Origin of the sequence: Streptomyces griseus subsp. griseus (assembly GCF_000720255.1) — a bacterium.
Classification (GTDB): Bacteria; Actinomycetota; Actinomycetes; order Streptomycetales; family Streptomycetaceae; genus Streptomyces; species Streptomyces griseus_I.
Genome location: NZ_JOJE01000020.1, coordinates 56,619 through 82,269, shown reverse-complemented (window position 1 = coordinate 82,269; position 25,651 = coordinate 56,619). Strand labels below are relative to the sequence as shown.

At 72.2% G+C, this 25,651-nt stretch carries 22 protein-coding genes; 12 read left to right on the top strand and 10 right to left on the bottom strand.

The window, feature by feature from the left end:
* Positions 1-76 precede the first annotated feature (76 nt).
* The gene (locus tag IG99_RS25760; protein WP_037677618.1) at positions 77-577 is read left to right on the top strand and encodes a DUF4188 domain-containing protein; all 501 of its coding nucleotides are present in this window, start codon (positions 77-79) and stop codon (positions 575-577) included.
* Between the two features lie 165 nt (positions 578-742).
* Here IG99_RS25760 and ndgR read toward each other — a convergent pair whose 3' ends face one another.
* Entirely contained in the window at positions 743-1,459 is a 717-nt protein-coding gene (gene ndgR / locus IG99_RS25755; RefSeq protein WP_007384919.1) for an IclR family transcriptional regulator NdgR, read from the bottom strand.
* Between the two features lie 256 nt (positions 1,460-1,715).
* Here ndgR and leuC point away from each other — a divergent pair, with 256 nt between their 5' ends.
* The 4 genes from leuC (at position 1,716) to IG99_RS25735 (ending at position 5,056) form a co-directional block, all read left to right on the top strand.
* The gene (leuC, locus tag IG99_RS25750) at positions 1,716-3,146 is read left to right on the top strand and encodes a 3-isopropylmalate dehydratase large subunit (protein WP_037677616.1); all 1,431 of its coding nucleotides are present in this window, start codon (positions 1,716-1,718) and stop codon (positions 3,144-3,146) included.
* A 6-nt stretch (positions 3,147-3,152) separates the two neighbouring features.
* Positions 3,153-3,746: a 3-isopropylmalate dehydratase small subunit gene (gene leuD, locus IG99_RS25745; RefSeq protein ID WP_037677614.1), complete on the top strand. Its 594-nt coding sequence runs from the start codon at positions 3,153-3,155 to the stop codon at positions 3,744-3,746.
* Positions 3,747-4,020: 274 nt separating this feature from the next.
* Entirely contained in the window at positions 4,021-4,251 is a 231-nt protein-coding gene (locus tag IG99_RS25740) for an SCO5555 family protein (protein WP_037677613.1), read from the top strand.
* A gap of 136 nt (positions 4,252-4,387) precedes the next feature.
* Positions 4,388-5,056, top strand: coding sequence for an HU family DNA-binding protein (locus IG99_RS25735; protein WP_037677611.1), 669 nt, complete (start codon positions 4,388-4,390; stop codon positions 5,054-5,056).
* A gap of 82 nt (positions 5,057-5,138) precedes the next feature.
* Here IG99_RS25735 and IG99_RS25730 read toward each other — a convergent pair whose 3' ends face one another.
* Together IG99_RS25730 and cofC are read right to left on the bottom strand one after the other, a co-directional pair.
* A complete protein-coding gene (locus IG99_RS25730) occupies positions 5,139-5,342 on the bottom strand; it encodes a hypothetical protein (RefSeq protein WP_037677609.1) in 204 nt (67 codons plus the stop codon).
* A 9-nt stretch (positions 5,343-5,351) separates the two neighbouring features.
* Positions 5,352-5,990, bottom strand: a complete 639-nt coding sequence (gene cofC / locus IG99_RS25725; RefSeq protein ID WP_037677608.1) for a 2-phospho-L-lactate guanylyltransferase — start codon at positions 5,988-5,990, stop codon at positions 5,352-5,354.
* Between the two features lie 143 nt (positions 5,991-6,133).
* Here cofC and IG99_RS25720 point away from each other — a divergent pair, with 143 nt between their 5' ends.
* From IG99_RS25720 to IG99_RS25710, 3 genes are read left to right on the top strand one after another with little or no spacing between them, the layout of a single operon-like run.
* Positions 6,134-6,934, top strand: a complete 801-nt coding sequence (locus IG99_RS25720; protein ID WP_037677606.1) for a lysophospholipid acyltransferase family protein — start codon at positions 6,134-6,136, stop codon at positions 6,932-6,934.
* Entirely contained in the window at positions 6,931-7,941 is a 1,011-nt protein-coding gene (locus IG99_RS25715; protein WP_037677605.1) for an NAD(P)H-dependent glycerol-3-phosphate dehydrogenase, read from the top strand. Before IG99_RS25720 ends, IG99_RS25715 begins: the two co-directional genes overlap by 4 nt.
* Before the next feature lie 59 nt (positions 7,942-8,000).
* A complete protein-coding gene (locus tag IG99_RS25710) occupies positions 8,001-9,161 on the top strand; it encodes a D-alanine--D-alanine ligase family protein (RefSeq protein ID WP_037677603.1) in 1,161 nt (386 codons plus the stop codon).
* Positions 9,162-9,189: 28 nt separating this feature from the next.
* Here IG99_RS25710 and IG99_RS25705 read toward each other — a convergent pair whose 3' ends face one another.
* Both IG99_RS25705 and IG99_RS25700 read right to left on the bottom strand, forming a co-directional pair.
* Complete coding sequence (locus tag IG99_RS25705; protein WP_037677601.1) at positions 9,190-9,693, bottom strand: DUF3515 domain-containing protein; 504 nt, start codon at positions 9,691-9,693, stop codon at positions 9,190-9,192.
* Between the two features lie 20 nt (positions 9,694-9,713).
* Positions 9,714-9,947, bottom strand: a complete 234-nt coding sequence (locus IG99_RS25700; protein ID WP_037677600.1) for an Lrp/AsnC family transcriptional regulator — start codon at positions 9,945-9,947, stop codon at positions 9,714-9,716.
* 206 nt (positions 9,948-10,153) lie between these two features.
* Here IG99_RS25700 and IG99_RS25695 point away from each other — a divergent pair, with 206 nt between their 5' ends.
* Both IG99_RS25695 and thiD read left to right on the top strand, forming a co-directional pair.
* Complete coding sequence (locus IG99_RS25695; protein WP_037677599.1) at positions 10,154-11,119, top strand: thiamine-phosphate kinase; 966 nt, start codon at positions 10,154-10,156, stop codon at positions 11,117-11,119.
* Complete coding sequence (gene thiD, locus IG99_RS25690) at positions 11,116-11,925, top strand: bifunctional hydroxymethylpyrimidine kinase/phosphomethylpyrimidine kinase (protein WP_037677598.1); 810 nt, start codon at positions 11,116-11,118, stop codon at positions 11,923-11,925. Before IG99_RS25695 ends, thiD begins: the two co-directional genes overlap by 4 nt.
* On the opposite strand, the gene IG99_RS25685 is transcribed toward thiD, so the two are convergent.
* From IG99_RS25685 to rpmB, 3 genes are all read right to left on the bottom strand, one after another.
* Positions 11,900-13,105, bottom strand: coding sequence for an FAD-dependent monooxygenase (locus IG99_RS25685; RefSeq protein WP_037677597.1), 1,206 nt, complete (start codon positions 13,103-13,105; stop codon positions 11,900-11,902). The two genes, thiD and IG99_RS25685, sit on opposite strands and share 26 nt — an antisense overlap.
* A gap of 35 nt (positions 13,106-13,140) precedes the next feature.
* On the bottom strand, positions 13,141-16,164 hold the full coding sequence (locus IG99_RS25680) for an ATP-binding protein (RefSeq protein ID WP_037677596.1): 3,024 nt from the start codon (positions 16,162-16,164) through the stop codon (positions 13,141-13,143).
* Between the two features lie 112 nt (positions 16,165-16,276).
* Positions 16,277-16,462, bottom strand: coding sequence for a 50S ribosomal protein L28 (rpmB, locus tag IG99_RS25675; RefSeq protein WP_004924906.1), 186 nt, complete (start codon positions 16,460-16,462; stop codon positions 16,277-16,279).
* Positions 16,463-16,709: 247 nt separating this feature from the next.
* On the opposite strand from rpmB, the gene IG99_RS25670 reads away from it, so the two are divergent.
* Entirely contained in the window at positions 16,710-18,593 is a 1,884-nt protein-coding gene (locus tag IG99_RS25670; protein WP_078947902.1) for a DAK2 domain-containing protein, read from the top strand.
* Here the strand turns inward: IG99_RS25670 and IG99_RS25665 are convergent.
* Together IG99_RS25665 and IG99_RS25660 are read right to left on the bottom strand one after the other, a co-directional pair.
* Positions 18,488-21,427 (bottom strand): hypothetical protein, encoded by a 2,940-nt coding sequence (locus IG99_RS25665; protein WP_037677595.1) that lies wholly within the window; start codon positions 21,425-21,427, stop codon positions 18,488-18,490. The two genes, IG99_RS25670 and IG99_RS25665, sit on opposite strands and share 106 nt — an antisense overlap.
* Complete coding sequence (locus IG99_RS25660) at positions 21,427-23,253, bottom strand: HSP90 family protein (protein ID WP_037677594.1); 1,827 nt, start codon at positions 23,251-23,253, stop codon at positions 21,427-21,429. The genes IG99_RS25665 and IG99_RS25660 overlap by 1 nt, the downstream gene beginning before the upstream one ends.
* A 170-nt stretch (positions 23,254-23,423) precedes the next feature.
* On the opposite strand from IG99_RS25660, the gene recG reads away from it, so the two are divergent.
* Positions 23,424-25,634 (top strand): ATP-dependent DNA helicase RecG, encoded by a 2,211-nt coding sequence (gene recG / locus IG99_RS25655; protein ID WP_037677593.1) that lies wholly within the window; start codon positions 23,424-23,426, stop codon positions 25,632-25,634.
* Positions 25,635-25,651 lie beyond the last annotated feature (17 nt).

Genomic DNA, 25,651 nt, shown 5'->3' with positions numbered 1-25,651 from the left:
CCTTTGGGTAGTGCCACTATCCAAGCATCGCTGCAGACGATAGTGCCGCTATCCGATGAGGACACGGGGGGCCGTCATGTTCGCGAAACCGGTGCGGGGTCGTACGACCGCGGCTGCCGAGGGGGATGTGGTGGTCCTGCTGATCGGCATGCGCGTCAACCACTTCTGGGCGGTGCACCAGTGGGTGCCGGTCATCCTGGCGATGCTGCGCATGCTGGCGGAGCTGACGCGGGACAAGGACCGGGGGCTGCTGGGGCGCGTACTGCTGACGGCCTCGCCGCGGACGTACTACGTCGTCCAGTACTGGGAGTCCAAGGAGAAGCTGTACGCGTACGCGACCTCGCCCGACATGTTCCATCACCGGGCGTGGTCGATCATCAACCGCAAGGAGCGGGCGGGGAAGGTGCGCGGGCACGTGGGGCTGTGGCACGAGACGTACGTCGTGCCCGAGGGGTCCTACGAGGCGATCTACGTCGACATGCCGCCCTTCGGCCTCGCGGCAGCCACGGGGGTGTTGCCGGTCGAGCGCCGGGGGCGGCGGGCGAAGGAGCGGTTCGCGCACCGGCGGGGCGCGTAGGCGCCGGGGGCGTGGTTGTACGGCGGGTGCGGGTGGTGCGTGGCTTGTCGCGCCCGCGCGGCGGAGCCGCATGTCGATACAGCCCCGCGCCCCTGAGTGGGTCGACCTGCCGTCGGGGAAGAGGCTGCCGCGGCGTTGAGGCCGCCTCTTCCTCGATGGTGATCCTCAGCCCGTGCGGCGCAGCGCCTCCGACAGGCGGGCTGCCGCGTCGATGACCGCCTGGGCGTGCATGCGGCCGGGGTGGCGGGTGAGGCGTTCGATGGGGCCGGAGACGGAGACCGCGGCCACGACGCGGTTGGAGGGGCCTCGTACGGGCGCGGAGACGGACGCGACGCCCGGTTCCCGCTCGCCGATGGACTGGGCCCAGCCGCGGCGCCGCACGCCCGACAGGGCCGTCGCCGTGAAGCGGGCGCCCTGGAGGCCCCGGTGCAGGCGCTCGGGCTCCTCCCAGGCCATGAGGATCTGGGCCGAGGAGCCCGCCTTCATCGTGAGCGTCGAGCCGACCGGGACCGTGTCCCGAAGTCCGGACAGGCGCTCCGCCGCGGCGACGCAGATGCGCATGTCGCCCTGGCGGCGGTAGAGCTGCGCGCTCTCGCCGGTGATGTCACGGAGGTGGGTGAGCACCGGGCCCGCGGTCGCGAGGAGGCGGTCCTCGCCGGCGGCCGCGGCCAGCTCGGCCAGACGCGGGCCCAGAATGAAACGGCCCTGCATGTCGCGCGCCACCATACGGTGGTGTTCCAAAGCCACGGCCAGACGGTGGGCCGTGGGTCGTGCCAGTCCGGTGGCCGCGACCAGACCCGCGAGGGTGGCCGGACCGGACTCCAGAGCGCTCAGGACGAGGGCCGCCTTGTCCAGAACGCCGACGCCGCTACTGTTGTCCATGAAACGATACTCGCGTCTCACTCTGTGAAACGCAAGTTCAATTTTCCGTGGAACGCGCCACCCTGGAATACACAGCGGCCCGCAGACCGACGGGCCCGGCGGCGGACGCCCGGAAACACACAGGGGCAGCCGGTGAACCGCAGGGATGCGCTACAGCTGGAGCGCACCGGAGGTGAGCCGCCACAAAGGAGGCGTCGCCGTCTCCTCAAGATCTCTAGTTGGGCCGGTGCACCTTTTTCCGGCCGAAGGGAAAGCGATGGGTAGGACACTCGCGGAGAAGGTCTGGGACGACCACGTCGTCCGGCGCGCCGAGGGCGAGCCCGACCTCCTCTTCATCGATCTGCACCTGCTGCACGAGGTGACCAGCCCGCAGGCCTTCGACGGTCTGCGTCAGAACGGTCGCCGGGTGCGCCGCCTCGACCTCACCATCGCGACCGAGGACCACAACACCCCGACCCTCGACATCGACAAGCCGATCGCCGACCCGGTCTCCCGCGCCCAGCTGGAGACGCTGCGCAAGAACTGCGCCGAGTTCGGCGTCCGCCTGCACCCGCTCGGCGACGTCGAGCAGGGCGTCGTCCACGTCGTGGGACCGCAGCTGGGTCTGACCCAGCCGGGCATGACCGTGGTCTGCGGCGACTCCCACACCTCCACGCACGGCGCCTTCGGCGGTCTGGCCTTCGGTATCGGCACCTCCCAGGTCGAGCATGTGCTGGCCACGCAGACGCTGCCGCTGGTCCGGCCCAAGACCATGGCCATCACCGTCAACGGCGAACTCCCCGACGGCGTCACCGCCAAGGACCTGATCCTGGCGATCATCGCCAAGATCGGCACCGGCGGCGGACAGGGCTACGTCCTGGAATACCGCGGCGAGGCCATCGAGAAGCTCTCGATGGAGGCCCGGATGACCATCTGCAACATGTCGATCGAGGCCGGCGCCCGCGCGGGCATGATCGCTCCCGACGAGACGACGTTCGCCTACCTGGAGGGCCGCCCGCACGCGCCCAAGGGCGAGGACTGGGACGCCGCCGTCGCGTACTGGAAGACGCTGAAGACGGACGAGGACGCCGAGTTCGACGCCGAGGTCGTCATCGAGGCCGCCGAGCTGTCGCCGTTCGTCACCTGGGGTACCAACCCCGGCCAGGGCGCGCCGCTTTCGGCGTCCGTCCCCGACCCGGCTTCGTACGAAGACGCTTCGGAGCGCCTCGCCGCCGAAAAGGCCCTGGAATACATGGGGTTGGAGGCCGGACAGTCGCTGCGCTCCATCAACGTGGACACCGTCTTCGTAGGCTCCTGCACCAACGGCCGCATCGAGGACCTGCGTGCCGCCGCCGAGATCGTCAAGGGCCGCAAAGTCGCCGACGGCGTACGCATGCTGGTCGTCCCGGGCTCCGCGCGGGTCGGTCTGCAGGCTGTCTCCGAGGGTCTGGACGTCGTCTTCAAGGAGGCCGGCGCCGAGTGGCGGCACGCGGGCTGCTCGATGTGTCTCGGCATGAACCCCGACCAGCTGGCCCCCGGTGAGCGCTCCGCGTCCACCTCCAACCGCAACTTCGAGGGCCGACAGGGCAAGGGCGGTCGTACGCACCTGGTGTCGCCGCAGGTCGCCGCCGCGACGGCGGTCCTGGGTCACCTGGCCTCCCCGGCCGACCTGTCCGACGCCGCCACCCGTACGCCCGCTGGAGTCTGATCAGTCATGGAAGCATTCACCAAGCACACCGGCCGGGCCGTCCCGCTGCGCCGCAGCAACGTCGACACCGACCAGATCATCCCTGCTCACTGGCTCAAGAAGGTCACGCGGGACGGGTTCGAGGACGGGCTGTTCGAGGCCTGGCGCAAGGACGAGTCCTTCGTCCTCAACCGGCCCGAGCGGGAGGGCGCGACCGTGCTGGTCGCCGGCCCCGACTTCGGCACCGGCTCCTCCCGTGAGCACGCCGTCTGGGCGCTGCAGAACTACGGCTTCAAGGCGGTCATCTCCTCCCGCTTCGCCGACATCTTCCGTGGCAACTCGCTCAAGAACGGCCTGCTCACGGTGGTTCTCGAGCAGAAGGTCGTGGACGTCCTGTGGGAGCTCGTCGAGCGGGACCCGCAGGCCGAGATCACGGTCGACCTGGAGAACCGCGAGGTGCGCGCCGAGGGCATCAGCGCCCCCTTCGAGCTGGACGAGAACTCCCGCTGGCGGCTGCTGAACGGTCTGGACGACATCTCCATCACGCTCCGCAGCGAGGACGACATCGCCGCCTACGAGGCCAAGCGCCCGTCGTACAAGCCGCGGACGCTCCAGGCGTGACCGGACAGGCTTGATCGCTCGGCGCAAGTCGAGTTTCGGCCACCTCAACACCCCCGCTGTACCCCCGATCAGCCCGATCGGGGGTACAGCTGTTTCTGTACCCGAACGGCCCCGCCCGCCGCCGCACCCCGAGCCAACTTCCCACGTTAGGGGCCTTGTTGCCGGGGTACGCGAGTGTTGAGGACGTGACTTCCGCCAGCGCCGGGAGGGCCGTTCGAGGCAGGAGTTGCCCCCTGAGCGGGCGACAACTCGCCCCAGATGGCACAATCTGTGCATGGAACACGACGGCCAACTCGAGCTCTATGCGGCAGTCGCGATCCAACTCAAGGAAGCGCACGCAAAAGTGCGCGCACTGCAAGTCCCGGAGGGCGTACGGATGGCGCTGACCCGGAAGCTGCTGGTCATTACGGCCGCGGCCAAGCACGATCTCGCCGATGCGACAAGGCGTCTGGAGCGGTTCATGGAGGACCTGGACGAGGGACGAATCCCCGACGAGGAACGCTGAACGGACCGGGACAGTCGAGTTCGCTGCGGCACAACGGGTGATTAGCCCGTTTCGTGTTTGATTTGCGGTATATATCTGCCTAACGTGCGAAAAGCTTGAACACTTTCGTTCGGGCGATGTCTCCGAAGGGGAAGACGTGAACAAGGCGCAGCTCGTAGAAGCGATTGCCGACAAGATGGGTGGCCGCCAGCAGGCCGCCGATGCTGTCGACGCGGTCCTGGACGCCATCGTCCGGGCGACCGTCGCGGGGGAGAGGGTCTCGGTCACCGGCTTCGGTTCGTTCGAGAAGGTCGAGCGTCCGGCCCGCTACGCCCGCAACCCTCAGACGGGCGAGCGGGTTCGGGTCAAGAAGACCTCCGTTCCGCGCTTCCGCGCGGGCCAGGGCTTCAAGGACCTGGTCAGCGGCACGAAGAAGCTCCCGCGCGGCGGCGAGGTCTCCGTGAAGAAGGCGCCGAAGGGCAGCCTGACCGGCGGTGCTTCCGCGACGGTCAAGAAGGCCGCCGCCAGGAAGGCCGCCCCGGCGAGGGGGACGGCGGCCGCGAAGAAGACCACGGCGAAGAAGACCACGGCCAAGAAGACGACCGGGGCCGCCGCCGCGAAGAAGAGCACGGCGAAGAAGACGACCGCGAAGAAGACCACCGGAGCGGCCGCCAAGAAGACCTCCGCGGCGAAGACCACGGCGGCGAAGAAGACCACGGCCAAGAGCGCCCCGGCGAAGAAGACGACGGCCAAGAAGGCCCCGGCCAAGCGGTCGACGGCCCGCAAGACCACCACCGCCAAGAAGGCCACCGCCCGCAAGTCTTGAGGGCGCGGCGGCACAAGGGCACTCACGCGCCGGGCCGGACTCCTTCGGGAGCCCGGCCCGCGGCGTGTTCGGGGTCGGTCACTCAGAGTGTCTGGAGTGTCACGAGGGTGATGCGGAGGTCGCCCTTCGCCCCCTCCACCTCGATCCGCACCCGCTGCCCTGGCCGAAGCAGCCTCAGACCGCCCGCGTCGAACGCCGGCGCGTCGAAGGGCACGGGGGTGCCGTCGTCCAGCAGGACCTGCCCGCTGCGGGTTTCGGGGTCGTACGTGTATGCGGTGGCCTGCATGGCGGCAGCCTACTGCCCGGGGATCAACAGGCGCGCGGCCGCCGCCGCCGTCCTGGGCCCCACGCCCAGCGCCAGCGCCGCGCGCAGATCGTCGCCGGTGTCCACGTCCTGCCGTACCGAATCCACCGCCGTCAGCGGGAGTTCCACGGCGCCCGACGCGCGGTGGCGGGCCCGGGAATCGGTGCCGAACGCCGGAAGCAATTCATGGCCGGGGCCTGCGGCCAGGAGAGTGGTGCCGATTGCGGCCGCATCGGGAAGAAACGCGCGGGGGAATTCCGCGGCCGCGTCCAGGGTCCGGTCCAATTCCAGCGGGCGCAGGGCGGGCAGGTCGGCGTTCAGGGCCGCCACCGGCTTTCCGGGTCGTGATCCCCGTACGGCGGCCGCCGCGTGTGCCAGAGCGGCGTTCAGGCCGTTGCCCGGCTCGTCGGGGACGATGCGGGCGCCCAGCGCGGCCAGCTCGCGACGCGCCAGGGCGTCATTGGTGACGACTGCCACATCCGCCACGGACGGCGCGGCCAACGCGGCCGCCACGGTGTCCTGGGCGAAGGCGAGGGCCAGCCCGGGGCGCAACCCGTCGGCAGCGGTGTCCGACAGCCTGCTCTTCGCCTGCGCCAGAGGCTTCAGGGGTATGACCAAGGTCCACTGCACAGGCGTATCGTCCCTCTCTTCTCGCGGACATTGTCCCCCGGGCCATCGGGTCGTCCTGGGGTCGGGGCGTACGGTGTTCTCGACAGACCGGCGGCCTGGGGTGACACTTGTGCGGCCCCCAGGCCCTAGAGGAAGGTGTTCGCGTGCCCCGCCGCAGAATCGGCTTCTGGTACCGCTTCGCCGCGGTGATCTGCAAACCGCCGCTGGTGGCTCTGATCAAGCGGGACTGGCGCGGAATGGAGCACATTCCGGCCGAGGGCGGATTTATCACCGCGGTGAACCACAATTCGTATGTGGATCCCTTCGCGTACGCGCACTATCAGTACAACACCGGACGGGTTCCGCGATTCCTGGCGAAGAGCGCCCTTTTCCGCAAGGGATTCGTCGGCGCAGCCATGCGTGGCACCGGTCAGATCCCCGTCTACCGGGAGAGCACGGACGCGCTCAGTGCCTTCCGGGCCGCGATCGACGCGGTGGAGCGCGGCGAGTGCGTCGCCTTCTACCCCGAGGGCACCCTCACCCGCGACCCCAACGGCTGGCCCATGACCGCCAAGACGGGTGCCGCGCGTGTGGCCCTGCAGACCAAGTGCCCGGTGATCCCGGTCGCCCAGTGGGGCTGCAACGAACTGCTGCCGCCGTACGCCAAGAAGCCCGAGCTCTTCCCCCGCAAGACCCACCATGTGCTGGCCGGGCCGCCGGTGGACCTCTCGCGCTTCTACGGCCGGGAGATGACCGCGGAGGTCCTCAAGGAGGCGACCGAGGTCATCATGGCCGCGATCACCGCCCAGCTGGAGGAGATCCGCGGCGAGAAGGCCCCCGAGACGCCCTACGACCCGCGCCGGGAGCGGGTCGAGCAGCGGCGCCGGACACAGGCGCAGACACAGACACAGACGCAGGCACCGGCACAGACCCCGGGTACCCAGGTCGAAGGGCAGGGCACGTGAGCAACCCGGTCAAGGCGGCGGTCTTCAGCGCCGGTTCGTGGGGAACCGCGTTCGGCATGGTGCTCGCCGACGCGGGGTGCGAGGTCACCCTGTGGGCGCGCCGCGAGGAGGTCGCCGAAGCGATCAACTCCACGCGGACGAACCCCGACTACTTCCCCGGTGTCGAGCTGCCGAGGAACGTGCGGGCCACCACGGACCCGGCCGAGGCCACCGCGGGCGCCGACTTCACCGTCCTGTCCGTCCCCTCCCAGACCCTGCGCGCCAACCTCGCCGAGTGGGCCCCGCTGCTGGCGCGGAACACCGTGCTGGTGTCGTTGATGAAGGGGGTCGAACTCGGTACGACCATGCGGATGAGCGAGGTCGTCGAGGACGTCGCCAAGGTCCCCTCGGAGCGCGTGGCCGTGGTCACCGGTCCCAACCTGGCCCGTGAGATCGCCGCCCGCATGCCGGCCGCCGCCGTGGTCGCCTGCGTCGACGAGGCCGTCGCCCAGCGACTCCAGACCGCCTGCCACACGCCGTACTTCCGTCCGTACACCAACACCGACGTGGTGGGCTGTGAACTCGGCGGCGCGGTCAAGAACGTCATCGGGCTCGCCGTGGGCATCGCCGACGGCATGGGCCTCGGGGACAACGCCAAGGGCTCGCTCATCACGCGCGGTCTCGCCGAGACGACCCGCCTGGGTCTGGCGATGGGCGCCGACCCGCTGACGTTCTCCGGACTCGCCGGTCTGGGCGACCTGGTGGCGACCTGCTCCTCGCCGCTGTCGCGCAACCACACCTTCGGCACCAACCTCGGCAAGGGCATGACGCTGCAGGAGACGATCGCGGTCACCAAGCAGACCGCCGAGGGCGTCAAGTCCTGCGAGTCCGTTCTGGATCTGGCCCGCCGGCACGGCGTCGACATGCCGATCACGGAGACGGTCGTCGGCATCGTGCACGAGGGCAAGCCCCCGGTGGTGGCGCTGAAGGAGCTCATGTCGCGCAGCGCGAAGTCGGAACGACGCTGAGCGAACCCGGCCGGGGCACGCTGCCTCGGGGCCTTACCACCGGGTACTCTCAACGCGATATGAGCACCGAGAACCAGCCCCAGAGCTTTGAGCAGCCGTCGTCCCGCAAGCCGCGGGTGGCCGTCGTGTTCGGCGGACGCAGCTCCGAACACGGGATCTCCATGGTCACCGCCGGCGCCGTCCTGCGGGCCATCGACCGGACCAAGTACGAGGTCCTGCCGATCGGCATCACGCGCGAGGGGCGTTGGGTGCTCACCGCCGACGCGCCGGAGCGGATGGCGATCACCGAGCGCCGTACGCCCGAGGTCGAGGAACTCGCCGAGTCCGGCGAGGGCGGCGTGGTGCTCCCGGTCGACCCCGCCAACCGCGAGGTCGTCTACACCGAGCCCGGCTCCGTGCCCAAGGCCCTCGGTGAGGTCGACGTCGTCTTCCCGGTGCTGCACGGCCCCTACGGCGAGGACGGCACCCTGCAGGGCATGCTGGAACTCTCCGGTGTCCCGTACGTCGGTTCGGGCGTGCTCGCCTCGGCCGTCGGCCAGGACAAGGAGTACATGAAGCGGGTGTTCACGTCGTTCGGCCTCAAGGTGGGCCCGTACGTGGTGATCCGGCCGCGCGAGTGGGAGCAGGACGAGTCGGCCGCCCGCAAGAAGATCGTCGACCTCGCCGGCGAACACGGCTGGCCCCTGTTCGTGAAGCCCGCGCGCGCGGGTTCGTCGATCGGCATCACCAAGGTCGACGACCTCTCCGGGCTGGACGAGGCGATCGCCGAGGCGCAGCGCCACGACCCCAAGATCCTCGTCGAGGCGGCGCTGCGGGGCCGTGAGATCGAGTGCGGCGTCCTGGAGTTCGAGGACGGCCCCCGGGCTTCCGTCCCGGCCGAGATCCCGCCGCCGGACGCCCACGCGTACTACGACTTCGAGGCCAAGTACATCGACTCGACTCCGGGGATCGTGCCGGCCCCGCTGACGCCGGAGGAGACGGCAGAGGTCCAGCGACTCGCCGTCGACGCCTTCGAGGCGGCCTCCTGCGAGGGCCTGGTCCGCGCGGACTTCTTCCTCACCGAGGACGGCGAGTTCGTGATCAACGAGATCAACACGATGCCCGGCTTCACCCCGATCTCGATGTACCCCCAGATGTGGCAGGCGAGCGGGATCAGCTACCCGGAGCTGGTGGACCGGCTGGTGCAGGCGGCACTGAGGCGCTCCACCGGGCTCAGGTGAGGGCGGGCTCAGGCCTGAGCAGCATCGTTCAGTCGGCGATCCCCTCGGGGATCGCCTTCTTGACGGCCGGCGCCAGGTCGATCAGCGCACCCGAGCTGTCGCGCCCCTTCGGCACGGTGACCTCCACGTACGCCTCACGGCTGGCCGTGGTGTAGCGGTACGCGCCGTCGTCCTGCTTCTCCATCAGCCAGTCGACCCCGTTCACACCGCCCGCGACCGCGTCCGGGTCGTGCCCCTCGGCGATCTTCGGGTCGATCATCTTGGGCGGTCGCGGAACACCGCAGCGCAGTATGATCGGCGGGTTCCCCCAGCCCGCTGTCAGCGCGGACTCGGGCTCGGGGTCCCGGCGATCCTGACCGTCGACCTTCGACGGCAGCGCCTCGTCCAGGTTCCGGCACAGCCTCACCGTCTTCGAGGAGGGGCTGGGAACCGCCGCCGACGCACTGTCGTCTGCTGATGAGCAGCCCGCCGCAGCGATCAACAGAGCGAGCGCGGGCAGTCCGAAAGGCCGGTGACGGAGGAAGGTTCGCACCGGCCAAGGGTAGACGGGGGCTACAGATGCACCACCGGGCAGGTCAGGGTGCGGGTGATGCCGTCCACCTGTTGGACTTTCGCGACCACCATGCGGCCGAGATCGTCCACCGTGTCGGCCTGGGCGCGCACGATGACGTCGTAGGGACCCGTCACGTCCTCGGCCTGGACGACCCCAGGGATCTTGCTGATCGTTTCGGCGACGGTCGACGCTTTGCCGACCTCCGTCTGGATCAGGATGTACGCCTGTACCACGGAACCTCCAGGGCGGCCACGAGGATCATGTGGGGAAAAGGAACGCCACGGTATCGCGTCGCCGCTCGCCGCGGGGAGACCTGTGGGGGCGGGGGCGTGCGCGCCGGGGTGCGGGCACGACAGAAGTTGACGGTCACTTCGACCGTATCGAGGACACTGGTCGCGCGCGACCGGGCACGGACAGGGACAGAAGGGGAGAAAGGGCAATGAAGGGCACTGTTGGTGAGCTCGGGGAGTTCGGGCTCATCAGGGAGCTCACCTCCCGTCTCACCACCACCCCGGCGGTCCGGGTCGGCCCCGGCGACGACGCCGCGGTGGTCGCCGCGCCCGACCGCCGGGTCGTGGCCAGCACGGACATCCTCGTGGAGGGCCGGCACTTCCGCCGCGACTGGTCCACGGCCTACGACGTCGGCCGCAAGGCCGCCGCACAGAATCTCGCCGACATCGCCGCCATGGGCGCCGTGCCGACCGCGCTGCTGCTCGGCCTGGTCGTGCCCGCCGAACTGCCCGTCGCCTGGCCGACCGAGATGATGGACGGCCTGCGCGACGAGTGTCAGGTCGCGGGTGCCTCCGTGGTCGGCGGCGACGTCGTACGCGGCGACACCATCATGGTGTCGATCACCGCGCTCGGCGACCTGCGCAATCAGGAGCCGATCACCCGGGCCGGCGCCCAGCCCGGGGACCTCGTCGCGGTGACCGGCTGGCTGGGCTGGTCCGCCGCCGGGTACGCGGTGCTCTCCCGGGGCTTCCGCTCGCCCCGCGCCTTCGTCGAGGCCCACCGCCGCCCCGAGCCGCCCTACCACGCGGGCCCGGCCGCCGCCGGGCTCGGCGCGACCGCGATGTGCGACGTCAGTGACGGGTTGATCGCCGACCTCGGGCACATCGCGGAGGCCAGCAAGGTCCGGATCGACATCCGCTCCGGAGCGATCGACATCCCCACCCAGATGAACGACATCGGGCAGGCCGTCGGCGTCGACCCGATCCAGTGGGTGCTGACCGGGGGAGAGGACCACGCGATCGTGGCCACCTTCCCGCCGGACGTGAAGCTCCCCGCCCGCTGGAAGGTGATCGGCGAGGTGCTCAACCCCTCCGCGTTGCCCCAGGTCACGGTCGACGGGGCGCCATGGACCAGCAAGGGCGGCTGGGACCACTTCGGGGACATGGAGTCATGAGCGACGCCCCGCCCAGGGTGCTGACCGTGGCCGGCTCCGACTCCGGTGGCGGCGCGGGGATCCAGGCCGATCTGAAGACGATGCTGGCCCTCGGTGTGCACGGCATGAGCGTCGTCACGGCCGTCACCGCGCAGAACTCCCTCGGCGTGCAGGGCGCCTGGGAGCTGCCGGTGGAGGCGGTGCGGGCCCAGTACCGCAGCGTCGTCGACGACATCGGCGTACAGGCCGTGAAGACCGGCATGCTCGCCTCCGCCGAACTCGTTCAGGCGGTGGCCGAGTTGATCGCGGCGACGGACGCGCCGGCCGTGGTCGACCCGGTCGGCGTCTCCAAGCACGGGGACCCGCTGCTGGCGGCCTCCGCCCTCGACTCCGTGCGCAGCGTGCTGCTGCCGGCCGCCACCGTCGCCACCCCGAACCTCGACGAGGTGGCGCAACTGACCGGCGTACACGTCGACTCGGAGGACTCCATGCGGTCCGCCGCCGAGGCCGTGCTGGCGTACGGGCCGCGGTGGGTCGTCATCAAGGGCGGTCATCTCTCCGGCGACGCCGTGGACTTGCTCACCGACGGCTCCGAGGAGCACTGGCTGCGCGCGCCGCGCCACGACAACCGGCACACCCACGGCACCGGTTGCACCCTCGCCTCGGCGATCGCGGCGGAGCTGGCGAAGGGGCGGTCCGTGCCGGAGGCGGTGACGGCGGCGAAGGAGTACGTCACCGGTGCGATCGCGGCCGGGTTCGCGCTGGGCGGCGGCATCGGGCCGGTGGACCACGGGTGGGCGCTCACCCGGGGTACTCCGGCAGCTTGATGCCGGTCGCCGACTTCTCGGTGATCTTCTTGAAGAAGGCCGCCAGCGGGCGGGAGGCGAGCAGCCGGTACATCCGGTCCCGGCTGCGGATCCGCCGCTCCGTGGCCGGCGCGAAGAAGGGGCCCGCGTTGCCGGAGGTCTTCTGGCAACCCTTGGCGAAGCCGGAGATCCGCGCCTCGTACGCGGCGAACGCCGTACGGTGGTCCCCGCCCGCGAGGGCCAGCTCACCGGCGAGGACGTACGCGCCGACGATCGCCACGCCGGTCCCCATGCCGCCCATCGTGGCGCCGTACCCGGCGTCCCCGAGCAGTGCCACCCGGCCCTTGGTCAGCCGGTCGACGTGGATCTGGGCGATCGCGTCGAAGTAGAGGTCGTCGGCCGCTTCCAGGGCCTTCAGGACGTTGGGCCCCTCCCAGCGCATCCCCGCGAACCGCTCGGCGAGGATCCGCTTCTGCGCGGCGAGGTCCCGGCGGTCGTACGACAACCGCTCGGACCGGAAGACCAACAACGCGCCCGCGTGGTCCGGGTCGCCGTCGTAGTTGCCGAGGGCGATCGCGCGGCCGGGCTCGCTGTAGAGGCGGCCGGTGCGGTTCAGGCCCAGGTGGTTGGGGACCTCGAAGCCGGCCACGTAGTGGTCGAGGAAGCGCAGGTAGCGGGACTCGTCGCCGAAGACGAGACGTCGTGTGTTCGAGTGCAGGCCGTCCGCGCCGATCACCAGGTCGAAGCGGCGGGCGGGACTCTGCTCGAACGTGACGTCGACACCGTGGGGCGTGTCGGTGAGCGCGGCGATCGAGTCGCCGAACACGTACTCGACGCGATCCCTGGTGCGCTCGTACATGATCCGCGCGAGCTCGCCGCGGAAGATCTCCACGTCGCCGCTCATCATCTCCGACGGCAGATCGACCTGCGGGGAGCCCTCCGCGTCGACGACCATCTGGCGGCCCATGTGGGTCTGGCGGGCGTGGATCTCGTCCCGGATGCCCATCTCGGTGAGGACCTTGCGATGGATGTGACCGCGGAAGTCGACGGCGAAGCCGCCGCCGCGCAGCTCCGGCGCCTTCTCGACGACGGTGACCCGCGCGCCGTGGCGGAGGAGGTTCAGCGCGAGCGCCGGGCCGGCGACACTGGCACCGGAGATCAGGACGGTGAGGTGGCTGAGGTCGTGCGTCTTGTTCGTCATGCACGGCAGCTTGGGCGGGGGCGCTGACCGTCCTCCTACCGTCCGCTGACCGCCGCTGCCCGCAGACCCCGCCCCCGCTCGAACGCCTCGTCGTACGCCTCCGCGGGCAGCGCCGCCCGTACGTCGTCCCGCGTCCGGACGACATCGGGGTCGGCGTCGAGCGGCTCGCCCCGCAGGCCCACGGCGGCGCCCAGGAGTTCGGCCGCCCGGCCGGCGCTCCGGGCGACCGACGCCAGGGCGTCGGCGATGTCGGCCAGGGCGAGGCAGTCGGGCGACTCGAGGGCGTGCGTGTGGGCCCGGGTGAACCATTCGCGGGCCTTGTCGGGGTCGCCCTCGGCTGCCTCCGTGCGGCCCAGGCCGATGAGGATCCGCGCCGTCTCACCGACGCTGAACCAGTTCGCCGCGCACGCCTCCAGGGCGTTGTCGTAGTGCACGCGCGCGTGGGCCGTGTGCCCGGAGAGCCGGGCGGTGTCACCGAGACCCCGCCACGCGGCCGCCACCTTGTCCGGGGCACCGGCGCCGCGCGCGAGTGCGGCCGACTCCTCGTAGTGGACGACCGCCGCCTCGGCGTCGCCCCGGTGCAGCAGCACGGTCCCGCGCGTGCGCAGCAGGTCCGCCGTCTCCTCGGGGGCCTCCAGCTCCCGTACGTACGGCAGGCCCTCGTCGAGCAGGGCCAGCGCCTCGTCGTACGCGCCGCGCCGGGCCGCGAAACCGGCCAGTGGGTCAAGGCAGTTGGCCATGCCCCAGCGGTCCCCGGTGACGTGGAAGGCGGCCAGGGAGCGGGCGAAGGCGGCCTCCGACTCGGCGGGGCGGCCCCTGAACTGCATCTGGTAGCCGAGCCCCAGGTCGAGCAGCGCCCGTCCCCACGGGTCGTCCCCGACCTGGACGGCCCGCAGCTCCTCGTCCGAGGCGAGCAGCGGGCCGCCGGTGAGTGACCACAGGACCAGGGTGAACGGCAGCCGCAGCGGCTTCTCCAGGCCCCGCAGGACGTCGGCCACGCGCGCCATGCGGTCGGGTTCCGCGGGGTCGTCACCGCGGCCGGAGACCGTGTTCATCGCGCACAGGGCGTACTCCTCCGCCAGCTCCGCCGGTACCAGGTCGCCGACGGCCGCCAGCAGCGTGCGGGCGAGCGAGGCGTGCACGTCGTGCGGGCCGCGCAGCCGCCAGAACCAGGACAGGTGCGCCATGAGCCGCAGGGCGTCCGCGGGGGCCCTGCGGACGAGGTGCCGCAGCGCCGCGTCCAGGTTGCCGTGCTCGGCGGTCAGCCGGGCGAGCCAGGGCAGTTGGCCCCCGCCCCTGAGGTACGGCTCGGCGCGCTCGGCCAGCCGCCTGAAGTACTCCGCGTGGGCGTCCAGGAGGCCGTCCGCGCCGATGAGGTGCCCGGCGGCGAACGCGCGGATCGTCTCCAGCATCCGGTATCGCCCCTCGGACACCTCCAGGAAGGACTTCTCGACCAGGGAGGCCAGCAGGTCCTCCGGGTGGTCCGCGTTGCACACTGCCGTCACGGCGTCGAGGGTCGCCCCGCCCGGGAAGACGGTCAACTCGGCCGCGAGTTCACGCTCCTCGTCGTCCAGCAGGTCCCAGCTCCACTCCACGACCGCGCGCAGGGTGCGGTGCCGGGGCGCCTTGGAGCGGTCGCCGCGGGTCAGCAGCCGGAACCGGTCGTCGAGGCGGTCGGCGAGTTCGTCGGGGGTGAGCGTGCGCAGCCGGGCCGCGGCCAGCTCGATCGCCAGCGGAAGCCCGTCGAGGGCCCGGCAGATGTCGGCCACGCGCGCGTGGTCGTCGAAGTCGGGACGTACGGCCCGCGCGCGGTCGAGGAAGAGCCGGACCGCGGGCTCGGGCGGCAACGGCGGCACGGGGACCAGGACCTCGCCCGTGATGCCGAGGGCCTCCCGGCTGGTGGCCAGGACCCGGACGCCCGGGCAGGCGCCGAGCAGCAGCGCCGACAGCCGCGCCACGTCCTCCACCAGGTGCTCGCAGTTGTCGAGCACCAGCAGCAGCTCACGCTCCTCCAGGGCGGCCAGCAGACGGTCGATGGTGTCTGTGGCGGGAGTGCGGAAGCCGTCCCGCACCCCGAGGGCGGCGAGCACGGCGTACGGGATGCCCGCGCCGTCACTGAGGGGGGCCAGCTCGACGAAGCAGGCGTCGGGTGGGGAGGGGGCCCGGGTGCGGGCCGCCTCGATCGCCAGGCGGGTCTTGCCGACACCGCCGGGGCCCGTGAGCGTGACCAGACGGGAGCCGGACAGACCGCGCCCGATGCGCGCGAGCTCGCGGTCGCGGCCGACGAAGGGGGTGAGCTGGACCGGGACGCGCGGTCGGGCGGGCCTGCGCACGCCGTTGCCCCGCAGTAACTCCAGGTGGAGGGCGGACAGCTCGGGGGACGGGTCGGCGCCCAGCTCGTCGGCGAGGGTGCGGCGGGCCTCCTCGTACACCGTGAGCGCCTCGGCGGGCCGCCCGGCCGCGTGCAGGGACCGCATCAGCTGCCCGTACAGCCGCTCGTCCAGCGGATGCGCCGACAGCAGCGCCCGCAGCTCGGCGACGAGCTCGGCCCCTGCGCCGAGCAGCAGGTCCGCCTCGATCCGGTCCTGTACGGCGGCCAGCCGCAGCCCCTCCAGGCGTGCCCGCTCGGCGTGCGCCTCCGGCAGGTCGGGCAGCGCGGGCCCGCGCCACAGGGCGAGCGCCTCCCGCAGCCGGGCCGCCGCGCGCGCGGGGTCCCCGGCCGAGAGGGCGGCCCGCCCCTCCCCGGCCGTGTGTTCGAACCGATGGGCGTCGACGGCTTCGGGAAAGGTGGTGAGGCGGTAACCGGCGGAAGAGGCCTCGATGCCCGTGTGCGGCGCGAGACGCCTGCGGAGGCGGGATATCTGCGACTGGAGCGCGTTGGCGGCTCCTGCGGGCGTCCGGGTGCCGTACAGGCCGAGGGTCAGGCGGTCCGTGGAGACCGTGCGGCCGGTGTCGAGGAGCAGGAGCGTGAGGAGGGCGCGGGGGCGGGGACCGCCGGGGTCCACGGGGGCGCCGTCGTCGGTGCGGATGTCCAGCGGGCCGAGGATGCCGAAGCGCATTCGGCAGATTCTGGCAGCTCGGGCGCGTGCGGGTACGGCAAAAAGCCGGCCCACCCTGAGGTGGACCGGCTCAGTGCAGCGAACCGGCTGTGGCCGCGCGCTCAGCTGAGCGTCAGCGCGAGACCTTGCCGGCCTTGATGCACGAGGTGCAAGCGTTCACGCGCTTCGGCGTCCCGCCCACCACGGTACGCACGCGCTGGATGTTCGGGTTCCAGCGGCGAGGCGTACGGCGGTGCGAGTGCGAGATGTTGTTGCCGAAGCCCGGCCCCTTGCCGCAGACGTCGCAGTTGGCAGCCACGGGTCACTCCAAAGACTTCAGATGCACTTACGGTTGATCCCGGCATGCCGGGATCAGGATCGAGGATCTGAGTGGCGCTGCCAGGGGAATGGCCCGATCAGGATCGGGCAACCGGAGCAGCATACAACGACTGCGCCAGTACAACGAAACTACCATGGTCGGCCCGGTTCCCTGCCCCTGCCCTCTTCCGGGGGACACCGGCCCGGGGTCTACGCTGCGTCCAGTCCAGCAGCTCAGGGAGGCGCAGGTGGCGCAGGTGCCGCAGACATTCTTCGATGCTCTCGCGGTGCGTACCTGGTGCGGTCTGACGCTCGGGGCACTGGGGCGGGCGCGTGAGGAGATCGACGCGATCAACGTGTACCCGGTCGCGGACGGGGACACCGGAACGAACATGTACCTGACCGTCGAGTCGGCGGTGACCGCGGTCGAGGCGGTGTTCACGGGGCACGGCTCCGGCTACGGGGGACCCACGCTGGCCGACACCGTGCGGGCGATGGCGCACGGCGCGCTCATAGGCGCGCGCGGCAACTCCGGGACGATCCTCGCGCAGCTGCTGCGCGGCATGGCCCAGGTGCTCGCCGCGGACGACGACGCCCGCCACACCGACGGACAGGGGCTGCGGCTGGCCCTGCGGCAGGCCGCCGACTCCGCCGTCCAGGCCGTGGCCCACCCCGTCGAGGGCACCGTCCTGTCGGTCGCCTCGGCCGCCGCCGACGCGGCGGGCAGGACGGAGGGCGACTGCGGCACGGTCGCCCGGGCCGCCTACGAGGGAGCCCGCGCGGCGCTGGCCGAGACACCCGCCCAGCTGACCGTCCTGGAGCGGGCCGGGGTGGTCGACGCGGGCGGCCGGGGGCTGGTGGCGGTTCTCGGGGCGCTGGTGGAGACGTTCACGGGGGAGGCACCGGGGGTGGTGGCCGCGACGGCCACGGCCGCGGGGGGCTTCGGGGGGCACGCGCGCGGGGAGGCGTCGCAGGCTCCCGCCGTGGCTGGGGAGTCGGGTGGCTTGGCGGGGCTCGACGGCGTCGACGAGTGCGCGGACGGCTCGGCCACCCCGGAGGACGGCGGGCCCGCCTTCGAGGTGATCTACCTCCTGGAGGCCGAGGACGCGGCCGTCGCGCGGCTGCGGCAACGGCTCGACGGCCTCGGGGACTCGCTCGTGGTGGTCGGCGGCGACGGACTGTGGAACGTCCATGTGCACGTCGACGACGCGGGCGCCGCCGTGGAGGCGGGCATCGAGGCCGGGCGGCCGCACCGGATCCGCATCACCCACTTCGGGCTCGGCGACGCGCACACGCGCGGAGGGGGCGAGCGGCCGCTCCGGGAGCGCGCCGAGCGGGCCGTCGTCGCCGTCGTGCCGGGTGAGGGCCTGGCCGGCCTCTACACCGAGGCGGGCGCGACCACCGTGCTCGCGCGCCCCGGGGAGGCGCCCGCGAGCGGAGAGCTCGTCGAGGCCGTACGGCGGGCCCACGCGCGCGAGGTGGTGCTGCTGCCCAACGACGCCGAGCTGCGCCACACCGCGGCCGCCGCGGCCGAACAGGCCCGCGCGGACGGTGTCCGGGTCGCCCTGATCCCCACCCGCTCCGCGGTCCAGGGCATCGCGGCGCTCGCCGTCCACCAGCCCGACCGCCGCTTCGACGAGGACGTCGTCGCGATGACCTCCGCGGCCGGCGCGACCCGCTACGCCGAGGTCACCGTCGCCGAACGCCAGTCCTGGACCATGGCGGGCATCTGCCAGGCCGGTGACGTCCTCGGCCTCGTCGACGGCGACGTGGCCGTGATCGGCTCGGACGTCACCGCCACCGCGGCGGCCGTCCTGGACCGCATGCTCTCGGCGGGCGGGGAGCTCGTCACCCTCGTCCTGGGCGACGAGGCCCCCGACGGCGTCGCCGACCACCTGGAGGCCCGGGTGCGGGAGGCGTACCTGGCCGTCGACACGGTGGTCACCACCGGTCACCGCACCACCGGTCACCGCACCACCGGTCACCGCACCACCGGTCACCGCACCACCGGTCACCGCACCACCGGTCACCGCACCGTCTGTTCCGCCACCACCTGCAGCAGCTGCTCGGCCTCCGCACGCCGTGCCCCCGCCGTCCCGTCCAGGTCGGCGGCACCCTCGGCCCCCTCGTAGGCGGCCAGCACCGCACGCGCGCGTGCCGCAGCCTGTGCGGGGTGGCCCAGGTCGGCCTCCAGCCAGCCCGCGGCGAGTTCCGCGCCGGTGCGGCTGTCCAGGGCGCCGTCCCCGAGGGAGGCGAAGACGTCTATGGCGTCCGCCAGCCGTGCCAGGCCCTCCCGGAACGCGCCGTGGATCGATCCGTCCTCGGCGTCGTCGGCGACGGAACGGGCGAGCAGGTCGCCGAACTGTCGGTGGGTGTGCCCCAGTTCGGCGGTGAGCCGCTGCCGGTCCTCCTCGTCGTCCGCCGCGTCCCGCGCGCTCACGCACGCGTGGACGGCGGCCGCCATCAACTCCCGTGCCCCCTCCGACCCGTCCTCGGTGCGCAGCGCCAGCCACGCGCGGGCCCGCAGGGACCGGACCAGGCCGTGAACGTTGCCCAGCGAGCGCCACAGATCACCCGCGCGGGCGTACGCCCGGTCCGCCTCGGCGTGCAGCCCCGCCTGACCGAGGGACTCGGCGGCCAGGTGCGCGAGCGTCGCGTGGTCGTGCTGCTCGGGCCAGTGCCGGGCGATCTCGGCGGCCTGGAGCCGGCGTTCCGCGGACGCGCGGTGTTCGCCGAGCTCGCTCAGACAGTCGCCGAGCCACCACTGCGTCTGGACGACCGCCCCGTCGCCGTGCGTGTCGGCGGTGAGGTCGGCCAGCGCCGACTCCAGCACCTCCGCGGCCTCGGCGAACCGGCGAAGGCGCAGCAGGAGCCCGCCGAGCTGCTGACGGGCCCACGCCCCGAGCGTCGGGCCCTCACCCGCCTCGTCGGCCCAGTGCGCGGCCTCCAGGGCGTGCTCGGCCGCCTCGTCCGCCCGGCCCAGGCCGCCCACGACCTCGGCGAGCTGGAGGTGCAGCTGCGCCCGCCCGACGGCCTCCAGGTGCGGCCCGCCGTGCTCCAGGGCCGCCCGCAGCGCCCGCTCGGCCTGCACGGTGTCGCCGAGGTGGTGCGCCAGTCCGGCCAGCCGGGCCTCGTACTCCACCGCGAACCACGGCAGCCCCGCCTCGACGAACACCGACGCGGCCCGCGCGAACAGCTCCGCGCCCGTCTGAGCGTCCCCCTCGTGTGCGGCGATCTCCGCCAGCATCGCCTGCGCCTCGGCGACCCGCGACGCGAGCCGTACGTCGTCCCCGGCCCGCCCGTCGACCAGCGCCAGCACCTCACGGGCGGCCGCGCGCGCGTCCGTCAGCACGCTCCGGGCGACCGGGCCCTCGGCCTCGTGCACCCGCCGCATCACGATCCGCGCCCGCGCCATCAGCACCGACGCCGTCTGCCGCACGCCCGTGCCCTCGTCGGCGTAGAGCGCGAGCACCTCGTCGTACGACTCCTCGACGGCCACGAGCGCCCCGTCCACGTCACCGGCCAGAGCACGGACGTAGGCCGCACGCGCGTGTGCCGCCAGCGCCTCGCCCGGGTCACCCGCCTCCGCGTACAGCTCGGCGGCGCGCGCGAACAGCTCGGCGCCCTCGGGGCCGAGGTCCATCGCCCGGTGATCGGCGATCTCGGCACGGTCGCGCGGGTCCAGCTCCACGTCCCGCGCGGCCCGCGCGACGGCCGCCCACGCCTCGACGGCGTTCGGCTGCAGGGTGTCCGACCGGCGCCGTGCCTCGGCGAGCAGGGCGGCCAGGTCCGGTTCGGCGGTTTCCTGCGGCGCCGCGGGAGGCGCCGCCACCACCGCCGGGGCGGCCGGCCGCGCCGCGCGCACGCCCAGCGGCAGCCGCTCCACCAGGGGCTCCTGCGCCATCCGCGCGCGGGCCCGCTCACTGACGTACGACGTGCCGTTGCGCGCGTCGAAGCGCGCGGCGAGCGTAAGGGCCTCCCCGCGCGCGTGGGTGGACAGTTCGTCCGCCGTCCAGGTGCGGCCCGCGGGGCCCGGCACCCGCTGACCGCCCATCCCGAGGGCCGACAGACGGTCCATGAGCAGGACCACCACCGTGAGGAAGTCCATTTTGCTGCGCGGATGCCCGTCATCGGTGAAGTACGCGGGCCGTTCCGCCAGCAGCTCCAGACCGCGGGCCTCGTTGCCGGTCAGCGCGCAGAACTCCACGTGGTCCGCGTAGGCGCCGCGCATGCTCTCCATGGGCCGCACGAGCCGGAAGCCCCGCAGATGGTTGCCGCGCGCCTCATCGAGGCGGCCCAGCCGCAGCAGGGGCACCAGGGAGGACGCCAGGACGGTGTGCGGTTCGTGGGCGCAGCCGAACTCGCCCTCCAGCACCGGCCGCCACAGCTCCAGCGCCTCCGCGGCGCGGCCCCGCTCCGCCTGCCACCAGCCCTGCCCGTGCAGTTCGCACGCGTGACAGTCGGCCATGCTGTCGCGGTCGGCCGCCAGCCAGGCCGCGTACGCCCGCTCGGCCCGCGCCACGTCACCGACGTGCGCTGCCACACTGAACTCGGCGCTGCGCACCGCCCGCTCGGAATGCCCGGCCAGCCGGTAGCGGTGCTCCATCTCGCCGAGCCATTTCTCGATGGACGCGAGCGGCACGTGCGGCTGGTCGAGCATGCCGGACGACATCCACTTGAAGACCCAGTGCAGCGAGTGCGTCTCGTACTCGTCGAAGTCCTCGGGCCGCTCGTCCCACAGGCGCAGCAGACGCGCGAACGGGACGAACATCTTGTCCTTCTCGGAGCTGTAGTTGTAGACCTTCAGCTGGTGCCCGAGCGCCTCGATCACGGCGAGTGGGACGTCCAGCTTCTCGGCCTCGACGAGCAGTTGCTCCGCGCGCGCGTTGCGGGTCGGCCCCTCCGGCTGCTCGGAGTTCTCCGCCATCGCCCGGCGGAGGGAATCGAAGTCGGTGATCTCGCTCATCAGTGGCCGTCCTCGCCGTGCGTGGCCCACTCCAGCAGGCCGATGAACGCCCGGTTCAGCAGCGCCGAGTCGGCGGGCCGCAGCGGGCGCTGCGCCATCAGCAGCGCCTGCCCGTACAGCGACTCGCTCGCGGTGCCGATCAGCTCCGGGTCGTGCAGGGAACTGATCCTGCGGATCAGCGGATTGAGATGGTTGAGCACCAGCCGCGCGCGCGGGGCGCTGCCGCGCAGCGAGCCGAGGATGCCCGCCCACAGGTCGTCGGCCTGCGCCTCCGCCTCCGCGCGGGCCTGCTCGTGCCGGGCCGCCCGGTCGTCCAGGTGCAGCGCGGGCACGGACAGCGGATGGAAGGCCCGCAGGACGACGTCGCAGCCCAGCGGGTCCAGCTTCGCCCGCGCGGCCGCCAGGAAGCCCGACAGCGCCAGCTCCAGGGCGGGGTCCACCGCGTCCAGGTGCGCGGTCACGGTGTCGGCGTCCAGCTCGGCGACGACCGTCCCCGGCCGCACCGACGGCAGCGCCTCGACCAGCTCGCTGTCGTAGGTGTAACCGCCGTTGATCACGCCGACGCCCTGCGCGGACGCGATCGGCGCGACCTGCCGGTACTCCTCGACGGTCCGGGTGAAGTGCACGACCGGGTGCCGCTGTGCGAATTCCTCCAGGGACAGCCGCCCGTCGGACGTCTCGAAGGGCAGCCACGGCAGCATCGTGCGCAGCATCTCCGTGTCGTGCCGTGCCAGGGACTTCACGCCCAGGTGGTGCACGGACAGGAAGGCCGCCAGCCGCTCCGGGTCACCCGCAGCCAGGGCCGTGAGCCAGGACCGGATCCTTTCGCCCAGTGCCTCGCGCACGGCGGCCAGCGTCTCGTCCTCGTACAGCGACTCGCGCGAGGCGGTGGGACGCAGGCTGTCGGTGTCCAGGACGCAGCGCACGAAGAACGCCCAGTCGGGCAGCAGCTGTTCGGCGCGCTCGGTCAGCAGCATGCCTTTGAGGTGCACACGATGACCCGCCCGCTGGGCCGGGCTGACCGCCGACGGCAGCACGTACGCCACCCCGCGGATCCCGGCGAGCGGCACGTCCAGGTCGATCGAGTCCAGCGGGGTGAACCCGAACAGGTCGTGGCAGTGCCGCGCCAGGGCCACCCGCCGGGCAGCCGGGGAGGGGTAGGAACGGTCCCAGGGCGCCGGCAGGTCGCTGACCGCCTCGCCGTTCACCTGGACGTCGTACGGCAGCAGCGACCCGAAGTCCCGCGCCAGCGCCCGCACCCGCTGCGGCGCGAGCCACTCCGCGGCCCCGGCCCGCGCCACCAGATGCACGGTGGTGCCCGGCTCGGGCCGCTCCTCGTCCGGCAGCGTCCGCACGGTGTACGAGCCGTCGTCCCGCGCCGTCCACTCCACCGGAGGCGCGCCCGGAGTGCGGGCGCTGCGACTGACGACCCGGATCCGCTCGGCGACCACGAAACACGCCAGCAGCCCGATGCCGAACTGCCCGAGGAAGTCCGAGCGGACCTCCTGAAGCCCCTCGGCGCGCTTGGAACTGCGCCCGATGGTCGCCAGCAGACTGTGCAGGTCCGACTCGGTGAGCCCGACACCGGAATCCTCCACCCGCAGCGAACCACCGTCCGCGTACAGCCGCACCCGGGCCGGGGCGTCCGGCTCCTCGGCGTGCCGGGCGGTGATGGCGTCGACGGCGTTCTGCAGCAGTTCCCGCAGGTAGACCTTGGGACTGGAGTAGAGGTGATGGGACAGCAGGTCCACCAGACCACGCAGGTCGACCTGGAACGTATGAGGTGACTGTGGTGCCTGGGATGACTGTGAGGTCTGGGAGTCCATCGTCACGGCGCCGGTGGGGGGAACTTCGCAACGGCGCGGGGTCGGGCGGTCCCGGTGAGGCGGTGACCGCGGGGAGGGATGGCCGGAGCGCGTCATCCTAGGCCCCGAACGAGCGGCCTGACCAGGGGTTTCCGGCTATGTTTACGGCAATGTCAGTGGTGTGGTGTGCAATGGATCTCGTGCCCGCACTGGAAGAACCGCTGAAGAAGGTGCTCGGCCCCGCCACCGCGAAGGTGATGGCCGAGCACCTCGGCCTGCACACCGTCGGCGACCTCCTGCACCACTATCCGCGCAGGTACGAGGAGCGCGGCCAGCTCACCCACCTCGCCGACCTCCCCATGGACGAGCACGTCACGGTGGTCGCCCAGGTCGCCGACGCCCGGCTGCACACCTTCGCCTCGGCCAAGGCCCCCCGGGGCAAGGGCCAGCGCCTGGAAGTCACGATCACGGACGGCAGTGGCCGCCTCCAACTCGTCTTCTTCGGCAACGGCGTGCACAAGCCCCACAAGGAACTCCTGCCGGGCACCCGCGCGATGTTCGCCGGCAAGGTCTCCCTCTTCAACCGCCGACTCCAACTCGCTCATCCGGCGTACGAGTTGCTGCGGGGTGATCCCGACGGCGCCGCAGAGTCCGTGGAGACCTGGGCCGGCGCCCTCATCCCGATCTACCCCGCCACCGCCAAGCTGGAGTCCTGGAAGATCGGCAAGGCGGTGCAGACGGTCCTGCCCAGCGCCCAGGAGGCCCTCGACCCCCTCCCGGACTCCCTCCGCGAGGGCCGCGGCCTGGTCCCCCTGCCCGAGGCCCTCCTGAAGATCCACCGCCCGCACACCAAGGCCGACATCGCCGACGCCCACTCCCGCCTCAAGTGGGACGAGGCCTTCATCCTCCAGGTCGCCCTCGCCCGCCGCCGCCACGCCGACGCCCAACTACCGGCGGTCCCCCGGAAGCCGGCCCCCGACGGCCTCCTCACGGCCTTCGACGCCCGCCTGCCCTTCACCCTCACCGACGGGCAGCGGAAGGTCTCCAAGGAGATCTTCGACGACCTGGCGACGGAGCACCCGATGCACCGGCTGCTGCAAGGGGAAGTGGGCTCCGGCAAGACACTGGTCGCCCTGCGCGCCATGCTCGCCGTCGTCGACACCGGGGGGCAGGCCGCCCTGCTCGCGCCCACCGAGGTGCTCGCCCAGCAGCACCACCGGTCGGTCGTGGAGATGATGGGCGAGCTCGCCGAGGGCGGCATGCTCGGCGGGGCCGAGCGGGCCACCAAGGTGGTGCTGCTCACCGGGTCCATGGGAGCGGCCGCACGCCGCCAGGCGCTGCTCGACCTGGTCACCGGCGAGGCCGGCATCGTGATCGGCACGCACGCGCTCATCGAGGACAAGGTGCAGTTCCACGACCTGGGCCTCGTCGTGGTCGACGAACAGCACCGCTTCGGCGTCGAACAGCGTGACGCCCTGCGCGGCAAGGGCAAACAGCCCCCGCACCTGCTCGTCATGACCGCCACGCCCATCCCGCGCACGGTCGCCATGACGGTCTTCGGCGACCTGGAGACCTCCGTCCTCGACCAGCTCCCGGCCGGCCGCTCACCCATCGCCAGCCATGTCGTCCCGGCCGCCGACAAACCCCACTTCCTCACCCGCGCCTGGGAACGGGTGCGCGAGGAGGTGGAGAACGGACACCAGGCGTACGTCGTCTGCCCGCGCATCGGCGACGAGGAGGACGACCCGAAGAAGCGGAAGCAGTCCGCCGAGGACGAGGCGGAGAAACGGCCGCCGCTCGCCGTCCTCGAGGTCGCCGAGCAGCTCACCAAGGGCCCCCTCCAGGGACTCAAGGTCGAGGTCCTGCACGGCCGGATGCACCCCGACGACAAGGACGCGGTCATGCGCCGCTTCGCCGCCGGCGAGACCCATGTCCTGGTCGCCACGACCGTCATCGAGGTCGGCGTCAACGTCCCCAACGCCACGGCGATGGTGATCATGGACGCCGACCGCTTCGGCGTCTCGCAGCTGCACCAGCTCCGCGGCCGCGTGGGCCGTGGCTCGGCCGCCGGACTCTGCCTCCTGGTCACCGAGATGCCCGAGGCGAGCGCCGCCCGACAGCGCCTGAACGCGGTCGCGTCGACGTTGGACGGCTTCGAGCTTTCCCGCATCGACCTGGAGCAGCGCCGCGAGGGCGATGTCCTGGGCCAGGCCCAGTCCGGCGCACGCACCTCGCTCCGCGTGCTGGCGGTGATCGAGGACGAGGAGGTCATCGCGGAAGCGCGGGAGGAGGCGGTGGCGGTGGTGGCGGAAGATCCGGAGCTGACGGGACTTCCCGGCCTGCGGACGGCCCTGGACGCCCTCTTGGACGAGGAGAGGGAGCAGTACTTGGAGAAGGGCTGAGGACAGCGCGCCCTGAA